This is a genomic window from Planomonospora corallina (assembly GCF_042650625.1).
GTDB classification, from domain to species: domain Bacteria; phylum Actinomycetota; class Actinomycetes; order Streptosporangiales; family Streptosporangiaceae; genus Planomonospora_B; species Planomonospora_B corallina.
Genome location: NZ_JBHSBM010000003.1, coordinates 26,649 through 42,944, shown reverse-complemented (window position 1 = coordinate 42,944; position 16,296 = coordinate 26,649). Strand labels below are relative to the sequence as shown.

The 16,296-nt window shown below is 73.4% G+C and carries 12 protein-coding genes; 10 read left to right on the top strand and 2 right to left on the bottom strand.

Annotated elements, in window-relative coordinates; genetic code table 11:
* Positions 1–9: 9 nt before the first annotated feature.
* On the bottom strand, positions 10–1,332 hold the full coding sequence (gene nhaA, locus ACFOWE_RS00355; RefSeq protein WP_377284690.1) for a Na+/H+ antiporter NhaA: 1,323 nt from the start codon (positions 1,330–1,332) through the stop codon (positions 10–12).
* A 138-nt stretch (positions 1,333–1,470) separates the two neighbouring features.
* On the opposite strand from nhaA, the gene ACFOWE_RS00350 reads away from it, so the two are divergent.
* The 4 genes from ACFOWE_RS00350 to ACFOWE_RS00335 all read left to right on the top strand — a co-directional run bounded on the left by ACFOWE_RS00350 (position 1,471) and on the right by ACFOWE_RS00335 (position 6,418).
* The gene (locus ACFOWE_RS00350) at positions 1,471–2,070 is read left to right on the top strand and encodes an MFS transporter (protein WP_377284689.1); all 600 of its coding nucleotides are present in this window, start codon (positions 1,471–1,473) and stop codon (positions 2,068–2,070) included.
* Positions 2,071–2,373: 303 nt separating this feature from the next.
* The gene (locus ACFOWE_RS00345) at positions 2,374–3,054 is read left to right on the top strand and encodes a copper chaperone PCu(A)C (protein WP_377284688.1); all 681 of its coding nucleotides are present in this window, start codon (positions 2,374–2,376) and stop codon (positions 3,052–3,054) included.
* Positions 3,051–4,325 (top strand): Dyp-type peroxidase, encoded by a 1,275-nt coding sequence (locus tag ACFOWE_RS00340; protein WP_377284687.1) that lies wholly within the window; start codon positions 3,051–3,053, stop codon positions 4,323–4,325. The genes ACFOWE_RS00345 and ACFOWE_RS00340 overlap by 4 nt, the downstream gene beginning before the upstream one ends.
* 305 nt (positions 4,326–4,630) lie before the next feature.
* The gene (locus ACFOWE_RS00335; RefSeq protein ID WP_377284686.1) at positions 4,631–6,418 is read left to right on the top strand and encodes an ABC transporter ATP-binding protein; all 1,788 of its coding nucleotides are present in this window, start codon (positions 4,631–4,633) and stop codon (positions 6,416–6,418) included.
* A gap of 171 nt (positions 6,419–6,589) precedes the next feature.
* Here ACFOWE_RS00335 and ACFOWE_RS00330 read toward each other — a convergent pair whose 3' ends face one another.
* On the bottom strand, positions 6,590–8,974 hold the full coding sequence (locus ACFOWE_RS00330) for an ATP-binding cassette domain-containing protein (protein ID WP_377284685.1): 2,385 nt from the start codon (positions 8,972–8,974) through the stop codon (positions 6,590–6,592).
* A gap of 211 nt (positions 8,975–9,185) precedes the next feature.
* Between ACFOWE_RS00330 and ACFOWE_RS00325 the strand changes: the two genes are divergently transcribed.
* The 6 genes from ACFOWE_RS00325 to ACFOWE_RS00300 all read left to right on the top strand — a co-directional run bounded on the left by ACFOWE_RS00325 (position 9,186) and on the right by ACFOWE_RS00300 (position 16,250).
* Positions 9,186–11,051 carry an RICIN domain-containing protein gene (locus ACFOWE_RS00325; RefSeq protein WP_377284684.1) on the top strand — a complete coding sequence of 622 codons (1,866 nt, stop codon included), beginning with the start codon at positions 9,186–9,188 and terminating at the stop codon, positions 11,049–11,051.
* Positions 11,052–12,602, top strand: a complete 1,551-nt coding sequence (locus ACFOWE_RS00320) for a sigma-70 family RNA polymerase sigma factor (RefSeq protein ID WP_377284683.1) — start codon at positions 11,052–11,054, stop codon at positions 12,600–12,602.
* A gap of 150 nt (positions 12,603–12,752) precedes the next feature.
* Positions 12,753–13,664, top strand: a complete 912-nt coding sequence (locus tag ACFOWE_RS00315) for an ABC transporter ATP-binding protein (RefSeq protein WP_377284682.1) — start codon at positions 12,753–12,755, stop codon at positions 13,662–13,664.
* A gap of 13 nt (positions 13,665–13,677) precedes the next feature.
* Positions 13,678–14,373 (top strand): ABC transporter permease, encoded by a 696-nt coding sequence (locus tag ACFOWE_RS00310; RefSeq protein WP_377284681.1) that lies wholly within the window; start codon positions 13,678–13,680, stop codon positions 14,371–14,373.
* Between the two features lie 3 nt (positions 14,374–14,376).
* Entirely contained in the window at positions 14,377–15,552 is a 1,176-nt protein-coding gene (locus ACFOWE_RS00305) for a sensor histidine kinase (RefSeq protein WP_377284680.1), read from the top strand.
* Positions 15,553–15,590: 38 nt separating this feature from the next.
* Entirely contained in the window at positions 15,591–16,250 is a 660-nt protein-coding gene (locus ACFOWE_RS00300; RefSeq protein ID WP_377284679.1) for a response regulator, read from the top strand.
* Positions 16,251–16,296 lie beyond the last annotated feature (46 nt).

Genomic DNA, 16,296 nt, shown 5'->3' with positions numbered 1-16,296 from the left:
CCGCCGTCCTCAGCCGCCGGCGACGCCGGGCCGGTCGGTCTCGTAGACGTCCGGAACGCCGTCGTGGTCGAGGTCGGCGGTCTCGATCTCGTGGATGCGCCGGTAGACGCGGTTGCGCAGACGCAGGATCACCGTCGCCAGCAGCGCGGCGGCCACCGAACCGCTCAGCACGGCCACCTTGACGTGCTCGTCGCCCCCGACGCCGAAGGCCAGCTCGCCGATGAGCAGCGAGACGGTGAACCCGATGCCCGCCAGGATCGACAGCCCCAGCATGTCCACCCAGGCCAGGCCCTCGTCCAGGTCGGCGTGGGTGAAACGGGACATCAGCCAGGTCGCGGCCATGATCCCGATCGGCTTGCCCGCCACCAGGCCGACCGCGACCCCCAGCACGACCGGGTCGCGGAACGCGCCCACCAGGCCGTCCAGCCCGCCCAGGGCCACACCCGCCGAGAAGAACGCGAACACCGGCACCGCCACCCCGGCCGAGAGGGGGCGGAAACGGTGCTCGAAGTGCTCGGCCAGGCCCGGCCCGGCCTCCGGACCACCGGCCTTGTCGCTGCGCAGCACCGGTACGGCGAAGCCCAGCAGCACACCGGCGACGGTGGCGTGCACACCCGAGGCGTGCACCAGCGCCCAGGCGGTCACGGCCAGCGGCAGCAGCAGCCACCACGAGCGCACCCGGCGCTGCACCAGCACGGTGAAGATGCCCAGCGGCACGAGCGCCGCCAGCAGCGGGACCGGCGCCAGGTGGTCGGTGTAGAACAGCGCGATGATGACGATGGCCACCAGGTCGTCGACCACGGCCAGGGTGAGCAGGAAGGTGCGCAGCGCCGTCGGCAGGAACCGGCCGATCACCGCCAGCACCGCCAGGGCGAAGGCGATGTCGGTGGCGGTGGGGATCGCCCACCCCTTGCCCGCGCCCTCCACGCCGCGGGTGATGAGCAGGTACAGCAGGGCGGGGACGACCACCCCGCCGAGCGCGGCCGCGATCGGGACGGCGGCCCGCCGCACGTCGCGCAGGTCTCCGGCGACGAACTCGCGTTTGAGCTCCAGCCCGGCCACGAAGAAGAAGATCGCCAGCAGGCCGTCGCCTGCCCAGGTGGCCAGGGAGAGGTTCAGGTGCAGCGCCTCGGGCCCGACCCGCAGATCGCGCAGGCTCTCGTAGGTCTCCGCCCACGGGGAGTTGGCCCAGATCATCGCCACCACGGCGCCGGCCAGCAGCAGCGCCCCGCCGACGGTCTCCTTGCGGAGGATGGCGCCGATCCGGCGGGCCTCGGGCCAGGAGCCCCGGCTGAGCAGGGTCGGCTTCCGGGACGGGGCGGGTTGGGTCATCAGGCGCTCCAGGGTTTTCGGGTACGGGTCGGCCGTTGCCGACCAGACTTCCCGGCGCACCGCCCCCCAGCTTACCGAACGGACTTCGGGCATCCGCGGCGGCGGGGCGCCGGAGCCCCGTGCGATGATGAGCGCGTCATGACCGCCGCTCCCCTCCTGCGCATCGCCCGCGCCGCGGCCTTCGCCGTGGTGTGCGTCGGGCTGAGCGCGGCCGCGCACCTGCTGGCCGGGGGAGAGGTCTGCGCGCGGAGCGCGGCGACCGGGCTGGTGCTGGCGTTCGCCGCGGGCGCGGCGGCCGCCGGGCGGGAGCGCCCGCTGGCGGTGATCCTGCCGCTGCTGGCCGGAGCGCAGGTCGTGCTGCACGTTCTGTTCTCCATGGCCCACGGCGCCCTCACCCACGGCGCTCTGAGCCACGCCTCCATGGCCCACGCCGTACCCGTGGCCGAGGCGGCCGCCCACACCGGCCTCATGCCGAGCCTGGGCATGCTGGTCACGCACGGCTGGACGGTCGCCCTGACCGCGCTCTGGCTGGCCCGCGGCGAGGCGGCGCTCTGGGCGCTGCTGCGGAGGCTGCCGCTGCGGTTGCGCCGCCTCCTGCTGGTCTACCGGCTCCCGGACCCGGTGCCGTTCTTCACCGCCGCCGCGACCGAGCCGGTGGCGCCGCGCCTGGCGGTGCTGCTGCGCCACGCCGTACACCGGCGAGGTCCTCCCCGGCGGGTCGCCGCCGCCTCCTGCTGACCTCTCACGTCACCGAGGGGCGGTCCGGCGCCGATCCCGGGCCGGGTGCGGCCGTTGTGGCGCGCGCGTGGTCGTCTCAGGCCTCGCGCGGTCGTCTCAGGCCCGCGCGTGCTCGTTCCGGGCCTCGCGCGGCGCGGTCGCCTCAGACCCGCGTGCGCGTGCCCGTGCCGCGACCGCCGCGACCGGCGGTCCGGCGATCCGATCCGTGTGACCTCGTTCCTCCGGTACGGCCCCACGCCCGTGCGCGTCCGGACGCGGCCTCGCGCCCGTGGCGGCCTGCCGTGTGCCAGAAAGGCTCTCATCATGCTCGTCCGCCGTACCTGTTCCGCCACCGCGCTGCTCGCCGTCGCGGTGGCGCTCACCGCGTGCGCCTCCCAGACCACCACCTCGGCCGCGCCCACCGGGACCGCGCCCGCCGCGGCCGCTCCACCGGCCGCCTCCTCCGCCCCGTCCCCGCTGACGATCACCGACCCGTGGGTGAAGACCACGAAGGAGGGCATGACGGCCGCCTTCGGCACCCTGGTCAACAACGGCGACACCGACGTGGTCGTCGTGTCCGGGGCCTCCCCGCTCTCGCCGAAGGTGGAGCTGCACGAGGTCGCCGACTCCGGCGGCAAGATGGTCATGCGTCCCAAGGAGGGCGGCTTCACCGTCCCCGCCCGCGGTACCCATCCCCTGCGGCCCGGCGGTGACCACATCATGCTGATGGGCGTCACCGAGGAGGTGGAGCCCGGCGCGCAGATCGCCTTCACCCTCACCCTCGCGGACGGTTCGAAGCTGGAGTTCACCGCCGTCGGCAAGGACTTCGCCGGCGGTGAGGAGCACTACCAGCCCGGCACGGACACCGGCGGCCACGGCGGCGAGAACGCCGGGGGCAAGAGCGGCCACGGGGACGAGGACCACGGGGACACCGGCGGCCACGGGGACAAGGGCGGACACGGGGACAAGGGCGAGGACGCGCACGCGAACGGGGGCGACCGGTGACGGCCGGGTCCCGCATCACCCGGCGCGGACTGCTCACCGGCGGCGCCGCCGCGGCCGTGGGCGCCGTGGCGGCCTGCGCCGCCGATCCCGCCCCCGCCTCCCGGACCGGCGCCGGAGGCGGGCGGAACCCCTCCGCGGGCGGGCCCGCCCCCGCATCCGCCGCAGCGTCCACCGCAGCGCCCGCCGCGGCGCCCGGCGGCACCGCCGTCGAGCCCTTCCACGGCGTCCACCAGGCGGGCATCGCCACACCGCCGCAGACCCACGCCGCCTTCGTCGGCCTGGACCTGCGCCCCGGCGCCGACCGCGAGGCGATCGCGCGGATGATGCGGCTGCTCACCGACGACGCGCGCCGCCTGACCCAGGGCGCCCCCGCGCTCGCCGACACCGAACCGGAACTGGCCGTGCTCCCGGCCCGGCTGACCGTCACCTTCGGCTTCGGCCCCGGCCTGTTCACCGCGGCCGGGGCGGGGCATCTGCGGCCGGAGTCGGTCGCGCCACTGCCGGGCTTCTCCGTCGACAAGCTCCAGGACCGGTGGAACGGCGGGGACCTGCTGCTGCAGATCTGCGCCGACGACGCGCTGACCGTGGCGCACGCGCTGCGCATGACGGTCAAGGACGCCCGCTCCTTCGCCCGGGTGCGCTGGATCCAGCGCGGCTTCCGGCGCCCGCCGCACGTCCAGGCGCCCGGACTGACCCAGCGCAACGTCATGGGCCAGCTCGACGGGACCGTCAACCCGCGGCCCGGCACGGCGGACTTCGACAGGGCCGTGTGGATGTCCGGGGGTCCGGAGGGGATGCGGGGCGGCACCACGCTGGTGCTGCGCCGCATCCGGGCGGAGCTGGAGACCTGGGACGCCGTCGACCGGACAGGAAAGGAGTTCGCGGTCGGCCGTCGCCTGGACACCGGCGCCCCGCTCACCGGGAGCAAGGAGCACGACGAGCCGGACTTCGCCGCGCTCACCCCGGAGGGGTTCACCGTCATCGCCGAGCAGGCCCACATCCGCAGGGCCCGTGTCGCCGACCCGGGCCTGCGGATCTTCCGCCGGGTCTACAACTACGACGACGGGCTGTCCGCCGACGGGCACGCCGACTCGGGGCTGCTGTTCGCCTCCTACCAGGCGGACATCGCCCGGCAGTTCGTCCCGGTCCAGGAACGCCTGGCCGAGGCGGACCTGCTGAACGAGTGGACGACGCCGGTCGGCTCGGCCGTGTTCGCCATCCCGCCGGGCTGCGCGGAAGGGGGATGGATCGGCGAGACCCTGCTGTCCTGACGAGGACGCGGGTGACCGCCGGTGGGTCCCGGCCGGGCGGCCGGGACCCACCGGGCGTGACCGCAGGCGCCGTTCCCCGGGTGCGGAGACCGCCGAGGGCGCCGCCGGCGGGTCCCGGCGGGCCCTTCCCGCCGGGACGTGCGGCGGGCCCTCAGGAGCCCGGGCCCGGGGGAGGAAAACCGTTCGCCCTCCCCGTACGCCCTGCGACAGCATGGTCACGGTGGTGTCGGCATTCGGGAGGGCGGGTGGCGGTGCTCGGATCACTCGGGGACTCTGGGGGCGGTCCGTCGAAGAGGAAAACGGCGGTGCTGCTGGTCCTGCGCTACTACTGCGGTGAGCTGAGGCGTCAGTGGCGGGTCGCGGTGCCCGCGCTGACGCTGCCGGCGATGGGGAACATCTGCCTGTTCTATCTGGCGCCGCTGGCGGTGGCCGGTCTGGTGGGGCATCTGTCCGAGGGCGGGGACGGCTCCTTCGACACGCTCCTGCCGTACGTGCTCGGCTTCGGCGCGCTGCTGCTGACGGGTGAGGTGCTGTGGCGCTTCGGGATGCACTTCCTGAACCGCACCGACGCCCGGGGCATCGAGCGGCTCGGCGTGCTGGGCATGGACGAGCTGCTGGCCAAGGACGCCGCGTTCTTCCACGACAACTTCGCCGGCTCGCTGACCAAACGGGTGCTGGGGTTCTCCTCCCGGTTCGAGGATTTCGGCGACATGCTCGCCTTCTCGATCATGGCCAAGATGGTGCCCCTGGTGTTCGCCTCGGTGGTGCTGTGGCAGTACCACCCGCTGCTGGTCCTCGTCCTCGTGGGCCTCATCGTCGTCACCGGCTTCCTCGTCGCCCCGCTCATCCGCCGCCGCCAGGCGCTGGTCGACGAGCGCGAGGCCGCCAAGGTGCGGGTGTCGGGCCACGTCGCCGACGTGCTGGCCAACATGGACACGGTCCGCGCGTTCGCCGCCGAGGCGCGCGAGGCCGCCGAGCACCGGGCCAGGGTCGCCGAGCAGCACCGGCTGACCCTCCGCTCCTGGGACTACGGCAACCTCCGGGTGGACACCGTCATCGCCCCGATCTCGGTGCTCACCAGCACCGTCGGCCTGCTCCTCGCCGTGGCGCTCCGCGGCGGCCTCGGGGTGGAGGCCATCGTGGTGACGTTCACCTACTACTCGAACACGGTCGGCATCATGTTCGAGTTCAACCAGATATACCGGCGTCTGGAGAGCGTGCTCACCGAAGCGGCCCAGTTCACCGAGCTGCTCCTGGTGCCGCCGACCGTGGTGGACCCGCCCGACCCGCAGCCGCTCCGCCCGGCCGACGCCGGCATCCGCTTCGAGCGGGTGCGGTTCGGGTACGGCGACGGCCCGCCCCTGTTCGACGACCTCGACCTGGACATCCCCGACGGCGCCAAGATCGGGCTGGTCGGCCAGTCCGGCGGGGGCAAGAGCACGCTCACCCGGCTGCTGCTGCGGCTCATGGACACCGACGGGGGCAGGATCCTGATCGGCGGGCAGGACATCACCCGGCTGCGCCAGGCCGACCTGCGCAGCCTCATCGCCTACGTCCCGCAGGAACCCGCCATGTTCCACCGGTCCGTGCGGGACAACATCGCGTTCGCCCGGCCGGGCGCCACCGAGGCCGAGATCCTCCGGGCCGCGCGGGCGGCGCACGTCACGGAGTTCGTCGAGTCCCTGCCGGACGGGTTCGACACGCTGGTCGGCGAGCGCGGCGTCAAGCTCTCCGGCGGCCAGCGGCAGCGTGTCGCGCTCGCGCGCGCCATCCTGCGCGACACCCCGATCCTGCTGCTGGACGAGGCGACCAGCGCCCTGGACTCCGAGAGCGAGATCCTCGTCCAGGAAGCCCTGTGGCGCCTGATGCAGGACCGGACCGCGGTCGTGGTCGCGCACCGCCTGAGCACCGTCGTCCGCATGGACCGGCTCGTCGTCCTCAACCGGGGACGCGTCGTGGAGCAGGGCAGCCACAGCGAGCTGCTCCAGGCCCAGGGTCCCTACGCCCGGCTCTGGCACCACCAGTCCGGGGGCTTCCTGGCCGACGACGACAGCGTGGAGGCCGATGACTCGTCCGTGCGGGTCAGGACCTGACGGGCGGACCTGCGGCGGCGCGGGGACGGCGGTGGGCCGGCGGTGCTGCGGGGCGACGGTGGGCCGGTGCGGGGCGGGGCGGGGCGGGGGTGACGGCGAGCCGGCGCGGTGCGGGGCGACGGTGGGAACACCGCCCCGCACGCCGCCGGCGGACCGCCGCGTGCGCCTCGGTCAGGCGCCGACGTAGGCCGCCAGGTGCTCGCCGGTGAGGGTGGAGCGGGCGGTGACGAGATCGGCGGGCGTGCCCTCGAAGACGATCCGGCCGCCGTCGTGGCCGGCGCCGGGGCCGAGGTCGATGATCCAGTCGGCGTGCGCCATGACCGCCTGGTCGTGCTCGACCACGATGACCGACCTGCCGGAGTCGACCAGCCGGTCGAGCAGGCCGAGCAGCTGCTGGACGTCGGCGAGGTGCAGGCCGGCGGTCGGCTCGTCGAGGACGTAGAGGCCGCCCTCGTCGGCCAGGTGGACGGCCAGCTTGAGCCGCTGCCGCTCGCCGCCGGACAGCGTGGTGAGCGGCTGGCCGAGGCCGAGGTAGCCGAGCCCGACGTCGGCGAGCCGGGTCAGGATCGTGTGCGCGGCCGGGACCCGAGCCTCGCCGGAGCCGAAGAACTCCCCTGCCTCGGCCACCGACATCGCGAGCACCTCGCTGATGTCGCGGCCGCCGAGGCGGTGCTCCAGCACCGCCGCCTGGAACCGCCTCCCCTCGCACTCCTCGCAGGTGGTGGCGACGCCGGCCATCATCCCCAGGTCGGTGTAGACGACGCCGGCGCCGTTGCAGTCGGGGCAGGCGCCCTCGGAGTTGGCGCTGAACAGCGCCGGCTTCACGCCGTTGGCCTTCGCGAACGCCTTGCGGATCGGGTCGAGCAGCCCGGTGTAGGTGGCCGGGTTGCTCCGCCGCGAGCCGCGGATGGGCGCCTGGTCGACCGAGACGGCGCCCGCGGAGGCGGGGATGGAGCCGTGCACGAGCGAGCTCTTGCCGGACCCGGCGACGCCGGTGACGACGCAGAGCACGCCGAGCGGGATGTCGACGTCGACGCTCCGGAGGTTGTGGCGGGTGGCGCCGCGGATCTCCAGCGTGCCCGAGGGCGTGCGGACCGTCTCCTTGAGCGCGGCCCGGTCGTCGAGGTGGCGGCCGGTGACGGTGCCGCCGGCCCGCAGGCCCGCGACGGTCCCCTCGTAGCAGACGGTGCCGCCCGCCGTACCGGCGCCGGGGCCGAGGTCGACGACGTGGTCGGCGATCGCGATCGTCTCCGGCTCGTGCTCCACGACGAGCACCGTGTTGCCCTTGTCCCGCAGCCGCAGCAGGAGCTCGTTCATCCGCTGGACGTCGTGGGGGTGCAGGCCGACGGTCGGCTCGTCGAAGACGTAGGTGGTGTCGGTGAGCGGGGAGCCCAGGTGGCGGATCATCTTGACGCGCTGCGCCTCGCCGCCCGAGAGCGTGCCCGCCGGCCGGTCGAGCGAGAGGTAGCCCAGCCCGATCTCCACGAACGAGTCGAGGGTGTGCAGCAGCTTGGCGAGCAGCGGCGCCACCGACGGCTCGTCGAGGCCGCGGACCCAGCCGGCCAGGTCGCTGATCTGCATGGCGCAGGCGTCGGCGATGTTGACGCCCCCGATCCGCGAGGAGCGGGCCTCCTCGCTGAGCCGGGTGCCGTCGCACCCGGGACAGGTGGTGAAGGTGACCGCCCGGTCCACGAAGGCCCGGATGTGCGGCTGCATCGCCTCCCGGTCCTTGGACAGGAACGACTTGCGGATCTTCGGGATGAGCCCCTCGTAGGTGAGGTTGACGCCGTCGACCTTCACCTTGACCGGCTCCTTGTGGAGGAAGTCGTGGAGCTCCTTGCCGGTGTAGTCCCGGATGGGCTTGTCCGGGTCGACGAAGCCCGACTCGGCGTAGACCCGGACGGTCCAGAAGCTGTCCGACTTCCAGCCTGGGATGGTGAACGCGCCCTCGGACAGCGACTTGGAGTCGTCGTAGAGCTGGGTGAGGTCGATGTCGGTGACCGTGCCCCGGCCCTCGCAGCGCGTGCACATGCCGCCGACCCGGGTGAAGCTCACCTTCTCGGCCTTGCGGGCGCCGCGGTCGACCGTGATCGCGCCGCTCGCCCGGACCGTGGGGACGTTGAAGGAGAACGCCTGGGGCGAGCCGATGTGCGGCCGCCCGAGCCGGCTGAAGAGAATGCGCAGCATCGCGTTGGCGTCGGTGACGGTGCCGACCGTGGACCGGGGGTCGGCGCCCATGCGCTGCTGGTCGACGATGATCGCGGTCGTCAGCCCTTCGAGGACGTCGACCTCCGGCCGCGCGAGCGCCGGCATGAAGCCCTGCACGAAGGCGCTGTAGGTCTCGTTGATCAGTCGCTGCGACTCCGCGGCGATCGTGCCGAAGACCAGCGAGCTCTTGCCCGACCCGGAGACTCCGGTGAACACCGTCAGCCGGCGTTTCGGGATCTCGACGCTGAGGTCCTTGAGGTTGTTCACGCGCGCGCCGTGCACGCGGATCAGGTCGTGGCCGTCGGCGGGGTCCGGCGCGGGCGGCTGCGTGTCCGTCCTCGGGGTCATGCTCGTCGTGTCTCCAACCGTGGGGAAGCTCGTGCGGACGGTGACGCCCACGGTGATCAGGCTATGTGCGGCCCGGGACCCGGCGCTTCTCGATTCCTGACCGGTCCGGTGCGCGGCGTGCGGCCCGCGCGGCGGACTTCTCGGGAAATTTTTTGTGAAACCGCGTAATCGCCGCGGGCGGGCTGACTCCTCTCCGGTGAGAGGAGTTTCGATGAGCAAGATCAGATTGACGTTCGCGCTGTCGCTCGCGGCGACGGTGGCCGCGAGCCTGCTGGCCGGACCGGTGTCCGGCGCGCCCGGGCTGGAGGCGACCGCCGCCGCGGAGACGCGGACCGCCGGTACGGCGGGCACGTCCGGGTTCGCCTGCGACACCACGGACACGCCGGAGAAGGGATGGGTGCTGCCGGTCTACGTCCACCAGCCCGGTCAGGACTCCTACGCCTCCGAGGTGGACTCGGTGGTGCGCACGCTCTGGGAGACCGACCAGACCTTCGACGCCAGCGCCCACCGCTTCGGGGTCTCCCGGCGGCTGCGGGTCGTGCAGGACGCCGGCTGCCGCCCGGTGGTGGCGAAGCTGGCCTTCACCAAGGGCCGCAACCGGGCCGAGATGGGCAAGGCGCTCAACGAGAACATGACCGCCCAGCCGGAGCTGGTGCGCAAGCTCGTGGCGACCAACCGGGTGAAGCTGATGTTCTTCGTCCGGGACAACGAGATCACCAACTCGTGCACCGGCGGCGGGGCCAACGCCGGGCTCAGCAACGGCGGCGTCATCCTGCCGCGCTGGTGCTGGGGCGAGGCCGGGTTCACCCACGAGATGATCCACTCCTTCGGGCTCAGCCACTGCGGCCAGAGCACGGTGGGCCCGAACGGCGACGACCCGGTCTGCCGCAACATGGGCAACCGGCCCGAGTGCACGAGCGACGCCGCGTCGAACTACCACCTCGACTCGTGCCGGGCGGACGAGTTCCGCTACTTCGAGCCGACGGCGGCCTCGCAGCCCAAGCCGGAGGAACTGCCGAAGATCAGGAATGTGGGGTTCAGCCCGTACCTGATCCAGGACCAGCCGACCCCCGCACTGGACTTCCGGCTGAAGGTGGTGGACAGCGGCAAGTGCGTCGACGGCGCCCGCGACCAGGTGGTGCAGGGGCCGTGCTCGGGCAGCGGAACGGTCTGGCGCCGGAGCATCGACCGTGACGGTTACCTGACGATCCGCAACGTCGCGACCGGCCGCTGCCTGACGCTGGCCGACGCGGCGGACAAGGCCAGTGCCGTCGTCACCGCGCCGTGCGCGGCGAAGAAGCCAGCGCAGCAGTGGCTGCCGCAGGCGGGCCAGGACAAGATCAACTTCACCAGCCGTGCCGCCGGGAAGGCGGGGGCGTCGCTCGCCGTGCAGAAGAAGGAGACCCGGGACGGGGCTCCGGTGGTGCGCGGTGGCGGGAGCACGTTCATGGCCGAGCCGGTCTCGAGCCGGATGTGGCAGCCGAGCCCGGTGAAGGGCTCGGGCGGGGCGGGCGCCCCGACCTCGGCTCCGGCCCCGACCTCGGCTCCGGCCAAGACGCCGGCCGCCACCCCGGCTCCGACCGGGGCCCCGGCCACGACGGCCCCGACGGCTCCGGCCACGACGGCTCCGACGAGCCCGGCCACGATGCCGGGCCCGCTCCCGACCGGGGCGCCGGAGCCGGTGGGCACGCCGGCGTCGCCGACCGGGCGGAACGTCACGCTCAGGAGCACGCACGGCACCTGCCTGACGGCGGCCGGTCCGGCGGTGCGGCTGGGGACGTGCCGGACGCGGTGGCGCCTGGTGCCGGCCGGCGGCGATGCGGTGCAGGTGCGGAGCGGCGGCCGCTGCCTGACCCTCGGGAAGGCCGGCCGGACCGCGCGCTCGCTGGTCCTCGCCAAGTGCAGCAAGGCGAGCAAGGGGCAGCGCTGGCTGCTCGAGCCCCAGCGGGGCGGCGCCGTGACGCTCAAGAGCGCCACCACGAAGGCCACCCGTATCATCCGATACGCTGCCAAACCCACCCATATCTACGCCAAGGCCGCGTACGCGAAGAAGTCCCTCAAATTCATGATCAGGTAGATGGAAGATCCGACGAGCGAGGACATGGCCCTGACCCGCCGGGTCAGGGCCGGGGACAGTCGCGCCGCCGCCGAGCTGTACGAGCGGCACCACGAGGCCGTCCTCGCCTTCGCCCGTCGGCTCTGCCCGGACCCGCACACCGCGGAGGACCTGGCCAGTGAGGCGTTCGCCCGCACCCTGCGGACCGTCCGCTCCGGCGCGGGCGGTCCGTCCGGCGGGTGGCGCCCCTACCTGTACGCGGTGGTGCGCAACACGGCGGCGGACTGGGCGCGCTCCGACCGGCGGCGGGTCCTCACCGCCGAGTTCCAGGAGGGCGATCTGACGGCGCCCGGGCCGGAACTCCCCGACGACCTGGTGACCCGCGCCTACCGGTCGCTCCCGCCGCGCTGGCAGACCGTGCTCTGGCACACCCTGATCGAGGACGAGGCGCCCGAACGGGTCGCGAAGATCCTCGGCACCACCCCCGGCAACGTGGGCGTGCTGGCCTTCCGGGCCCGGGAGGGGCTGCGCAAGGCGTATCTGGCCGCCCACGTCGCGGGCGCCTCGCCCCGCTGCCGCGAGTACGCCGAACCGCTGGCGGCGGCCGTACGGAAGAAGAGCGGCCGCCTGCCGCGGGCGCTGCGCGCGCATCTCGAGTCCTGCCCGAGCTGCGCGCGGGCCCACGGCGAGCTGCTCGACCTCAACGCCACCTTGCGGGCCGCGCTGCCGCTCGCGCTGCTGCCGCTCGCCGCGGGAGGACTGGGGAAGGCCGCCGCTGGTGGTCTGGGGAAGGCCGCCGGAGCGAAGGGGGCCGTCTCCGCGAAGGCGCTGGGCTGGGCGATCCCCGCGGCGGCCGGTGCGGCGGTCACCGCCGTGGCCGTGATCGTGTTCTCCCTGCCGCCGGACCCTCCGCCTACGGCCGCCGTGCCGGCGCGGAGCACGCCACCCGCGCCCGCGGCCTCCTCCGCACCCGCCAGGACCGCGAAAGCCACCCCGAAGCCCACCCCGAAGCCCACCCGGCGACGCACCCCGAAGCCGACCCGGAGCCCCGCGCCGAAACCCACGCCGAAACCCACGCCGAAACCCACGCCGAAGCCCACGTCGAAGCCGACCCGGAGCCCTGCTCCGGAGGCGGTCGCGGGCACCCGGATCACCTACGCGGGCCGGTGCGTCGGCGCGGCGGACGGACGGATCGCGGCACTGCGCTGCGCCGACCCGCGTACGGCCTGGCGCACGGAGGGCGAGCCGCAGCGGTTCCGGCTCGTCAACGTCGTCAGCGGGCGCTGCCTGACGGCGGCGGAGAAGTACGACACCGCCTCCTTCAACGGGGGCGGAATCCGCGCGGCCCGGCTCGCGTCCTGCTCCGGCGCCGAGACCCAGCTCTGGAGCAGGCCCGTCTTCAGCGACGGCGTGCCCCGCCTGGTGAACGTCCCCACCGGCATGGCGCTCTCCGTCGGCAAGGAGTTCGGCGGCAAACGCCCGCCGACCGCGTTCATCCTCTACGGCGCCTACACCGGCTCGGCCGACCAGCGGATCACTCTCGCGTCCGGACGCGACCAGGGAACGCGGTGACCGGGGAGCGCGGAAACCCGGGAGGAACCGGCACACGGCTCCCCGGCGGCGGTATCAACCGTTCGGTTGATTCTCGGGTCATCACGATCCGCGGCCGAGTATGGCCGGTGGATCGATTCGCCCCGGGCGCGGGCGGAAGATCCTTGATCCATGGCAGTCATCGAAGTCACAGACCTCCGCAAGCGGTACGCGGACCTGACCGTTCTGGACGGGGTGTCGTTCTCCGTGGAGGAGGGCGAGATCTTCGGCATCCTCGGGCCGAACGGCACCGGCAAGACCACCACCGTGGAGTGCGTCGAGGGCCTGCGCCGGCCCGACAGCGGGACGATCAGGGTCCTCGGGCTCGACCCGGTCGAGGACGCGCGCAAGGTGCGCGAGCTGATCGGGGTGCAGCTCCAGCAGACCCGGCTGCCGGAGAACATCAAGGTGTGGGAGGCCCTCGACCTGTACGCCTCCTTCTACGCCGAGCCGCGCGACTGGCGGGAGCTGCTGGAGGAGTGGGACCTGGCGGACAAGCGCAACGCCCGCTTCGGCAAGCTCTCCGGCGGCCAGCAGCAGCGGCTGTTCATCGCGCTGGCGCTGGTCGGCAACCCGAAGGTGGCCTTCCTGGACGAGCTGACCACGGGCCTGGACCCGCAGGCCCGCCGTACCACCTGGGAGCTGGTCAAGCGGGTCCGGGCGAACGGTGTGACGGTGGTGCTGGTCAGCCACTTCATGGACGAGGTGGAGGAGCTGTGCGACCGGGTGGCCGTCTTCAACCGCGGCAAGGTCGTGGCGGTCGACACCCCGGCCGGACTGGTCGGCGGCGAGCACCGGATGCGGTTCAGGCTGATGGCGGGGGGCGCGGGCGGCACGGAGGGCGTCGCCGGTCTGGAGGACCTGCCCGAGGTGATCGGGGTGTCCCGCGAGGGGGACCGGGTGGTCGTCACCGGCCGGGGCGACTTCGCCACGGCGGTCACCGCGCACCTGGCCCGCCACCACGTCCTGGTCGGTGACCTCCGCATCGACAGGCGCACCCTGGACGACGCCTTCGCCGCTCTGACCGGCCGGTCCTTCGAGTAAAGGAATCAAGATCATGATGAAGCTCGCCGTCGTCGAGGCCAAGCTGCTGACCCGGGAGCCCGGGGCGCTGTTCTCGCTGCTCATCCCGCTGTTCATCCTGGTGGTGTTCGGAAGCTCGATCGAGCCGGGCGACACCGTGCTGCTGCCGATGGCGCTGGCCATCGCCGTGGGGATGGTGGGCCTCTATCTGCTGCCCACCACCCTGGCCACCTACCGCGAGCGGGGCATCCTGCGGCGGCTGTCGGCCACCCCGGTGCGTCCGGGCAACCTGCTGGTGGTGCAGCTGGTCCTGCAGCTCATCCTCGCGGTGACCGCCTGCGGCCTGCTGCTGGCCGTCGCGGGCACCGTCCTCGGCGCCCACCTGCCCACCGGGGTGCCGTCCGCCGTGCTGGTGTTCCTCCTCGGTACGGCGAGCATGTTCGCGATCGGCCTGCTCATCGCGGCGCTGGCGCCCAACGGCCGGGCCGCCAACGGCATCGGGGTCCTGCTGTACTTCCCGATGGCCTACCTCGCCGGGCTCATGCAGCCCAAGGATCAGATGCCCGCTATGGTGGCCCGCATCGGGGAGTACACCCCTCTGGGCGCTTTCGGGCAGAGCATGCGCGAGATCTGGGCGGGTGCTGCTCCCAGCCCCCTGCTGCTGGGTGTGCTGGCCGGCTACGCCCTGGTCGTCAGCATCGCGGCGGCCAAGTTCTTCCGCTGGGAGTGACGGATGACCGGCCGGCTCGACCGATGGGAACGGTTGCTGGAGCGCCAGATGGCGGCCGCGCCGTACGTGCTGCTGGTGATCTCCACGGTGCTCTCCCTGCTGACCGGCGCGAGCCCCTGGGCCACGCTCGGCCTCACCGCTCTCGCGGTCGCCTGGATGCGGCTCGCGCCGCGGGGCGTGGCCGGCGGTGCGGTCTACGTGGCCGGACTGGTGATCCTGATCGGCGTGCTCTGCACGCAGGGAGTGTGGTTCGCGAGCTTCTTCGGCTTCATCGGATACCTCCACTCCTGGCAGTACCTGAAGGGGAGGTGGCGGCTGGCCGGAGTGGGCGCCACGGCGGCGATCAGCGTCGCGGCCTACAACGGGGGACTGCCCGAGCCCACCCCTTCCGCTGTCTTCACCTACCTGTTCTTCACCGCCGCCATCGTCGCGGCGGTGAGCCTGTTCAGCTTCGTCGGAGAGGTCACCGCCGAGCGGAGCGCCGAGCGCAAGCGCATGGTGGCGCGGCTCGAAGAGGCCATGCGCGAGAACGCCGGACTCCAGGCCCAGCTGCTGGTCCAGGCCCGCGAGGCGGGCGTGATGGACGAGCGGCAGCGCATGGCGGCGGAGATCCACGACACCCTCGCCCAGGGCCTGACCGGCATCATCACCCAGCTCCAGGCGGCCAAGCAGGCCGAGGACTGGCGGCGCAACGTGGACAACGCGATAGGGCTGGCGCGGGAGAGCCTCGCCGAGGCCCGGCGCTCGGTGCACGCGGTGGGCCCCGGCCAGCTGGAGGCGGCGCCGCTGCCCGAGGCGCTGGAGGACGTCGTGGCCCGGTGGGGCGAACTCAACGGGGTACGCGCGGATTTCACCGTCACTGGTACGGTCCGTCCCATGCATCCGGAGGTCGAGGAGACGTTGCTGCGCACGGCGCAGGAGGCGCTGGCCAACGCCGCCAAGCACGCCGGCGCGTCCCGGATCGGCCTGACCCTGTCGTACATGGAGGACGTGGTCACCCTGGACGTGCGCGACGACGGCGCCGGGTTCGACCCGGAGCGCGTCCGCGAGGCCGGCGGGTTCGGCCTGACGTCGATGCGCAAGCGGGTGAGCCGGCTGGCGGGCACCCTGGAGATCGAGTCCGAGCCCGGCGCGGGCACCGCGATCTCCGCGAGCGTCCCGGCGGTGGCCCGTGGCTGAGACTTCCCGGATCTCCGCGAGCGTCCCGGCGGTGGCCCGTGGCTGAGACCCCCGCGACCGCCGGAAACCCGATCCGGCTGCTGATCGCCGACGACCACCCCATCGTCCGCGACGGCATCCGCGGCATGTTCACCGGCGACCCGGGCTTCGAGGTCCTCGGCGAGGCCGCCGACGGCGCCCAGGCCGTCGAGCTCGCGCGGGCGCTGGACCCGGACGTGATCCTCATGGACCTGCGCATGCCCGGGATGGACGGCGTCGCGGCGATCAAGGAACTCGCCCGGACGGGCATCGGGGCGCGCGTGCTCGTCCTGACCACCTACGACACCGATCGCGACGTCCTGCCCGCCATCGAGGCCGGGGCCACCGGATACCTCCTCAAGGACACCGGCCGCGACGAGCTCGTGCACGCCGTGCGTACGGCGGCGCGGGGCGAGGCCGTGCTCTCCCCGTCGGTCGCCACCCGTCTCCTCGGCCAGGTCCGCACCCCCGCCGCCCCGCTGAGCGCCCGGGAACTGGAGATCCTCGTCCTCATCGCCGAGGGCGCCACCAACCGCGAGGTCGCCGCCCGCCTGTTCATCAGCGAGGCCACGGTGAAGAGCCACGTGCTGCACATCTACACCAAACTCGGCGTCAACGACCGCGCGGCCGCCGTCGCCGCGGCCTTCCGCCGCGGCCTGCTCACTCTGGACGGCGGCTGACCGGCCCGGTCCGGCCCTCCGGTGGAGACCGGTCCGGCCCTCCGGC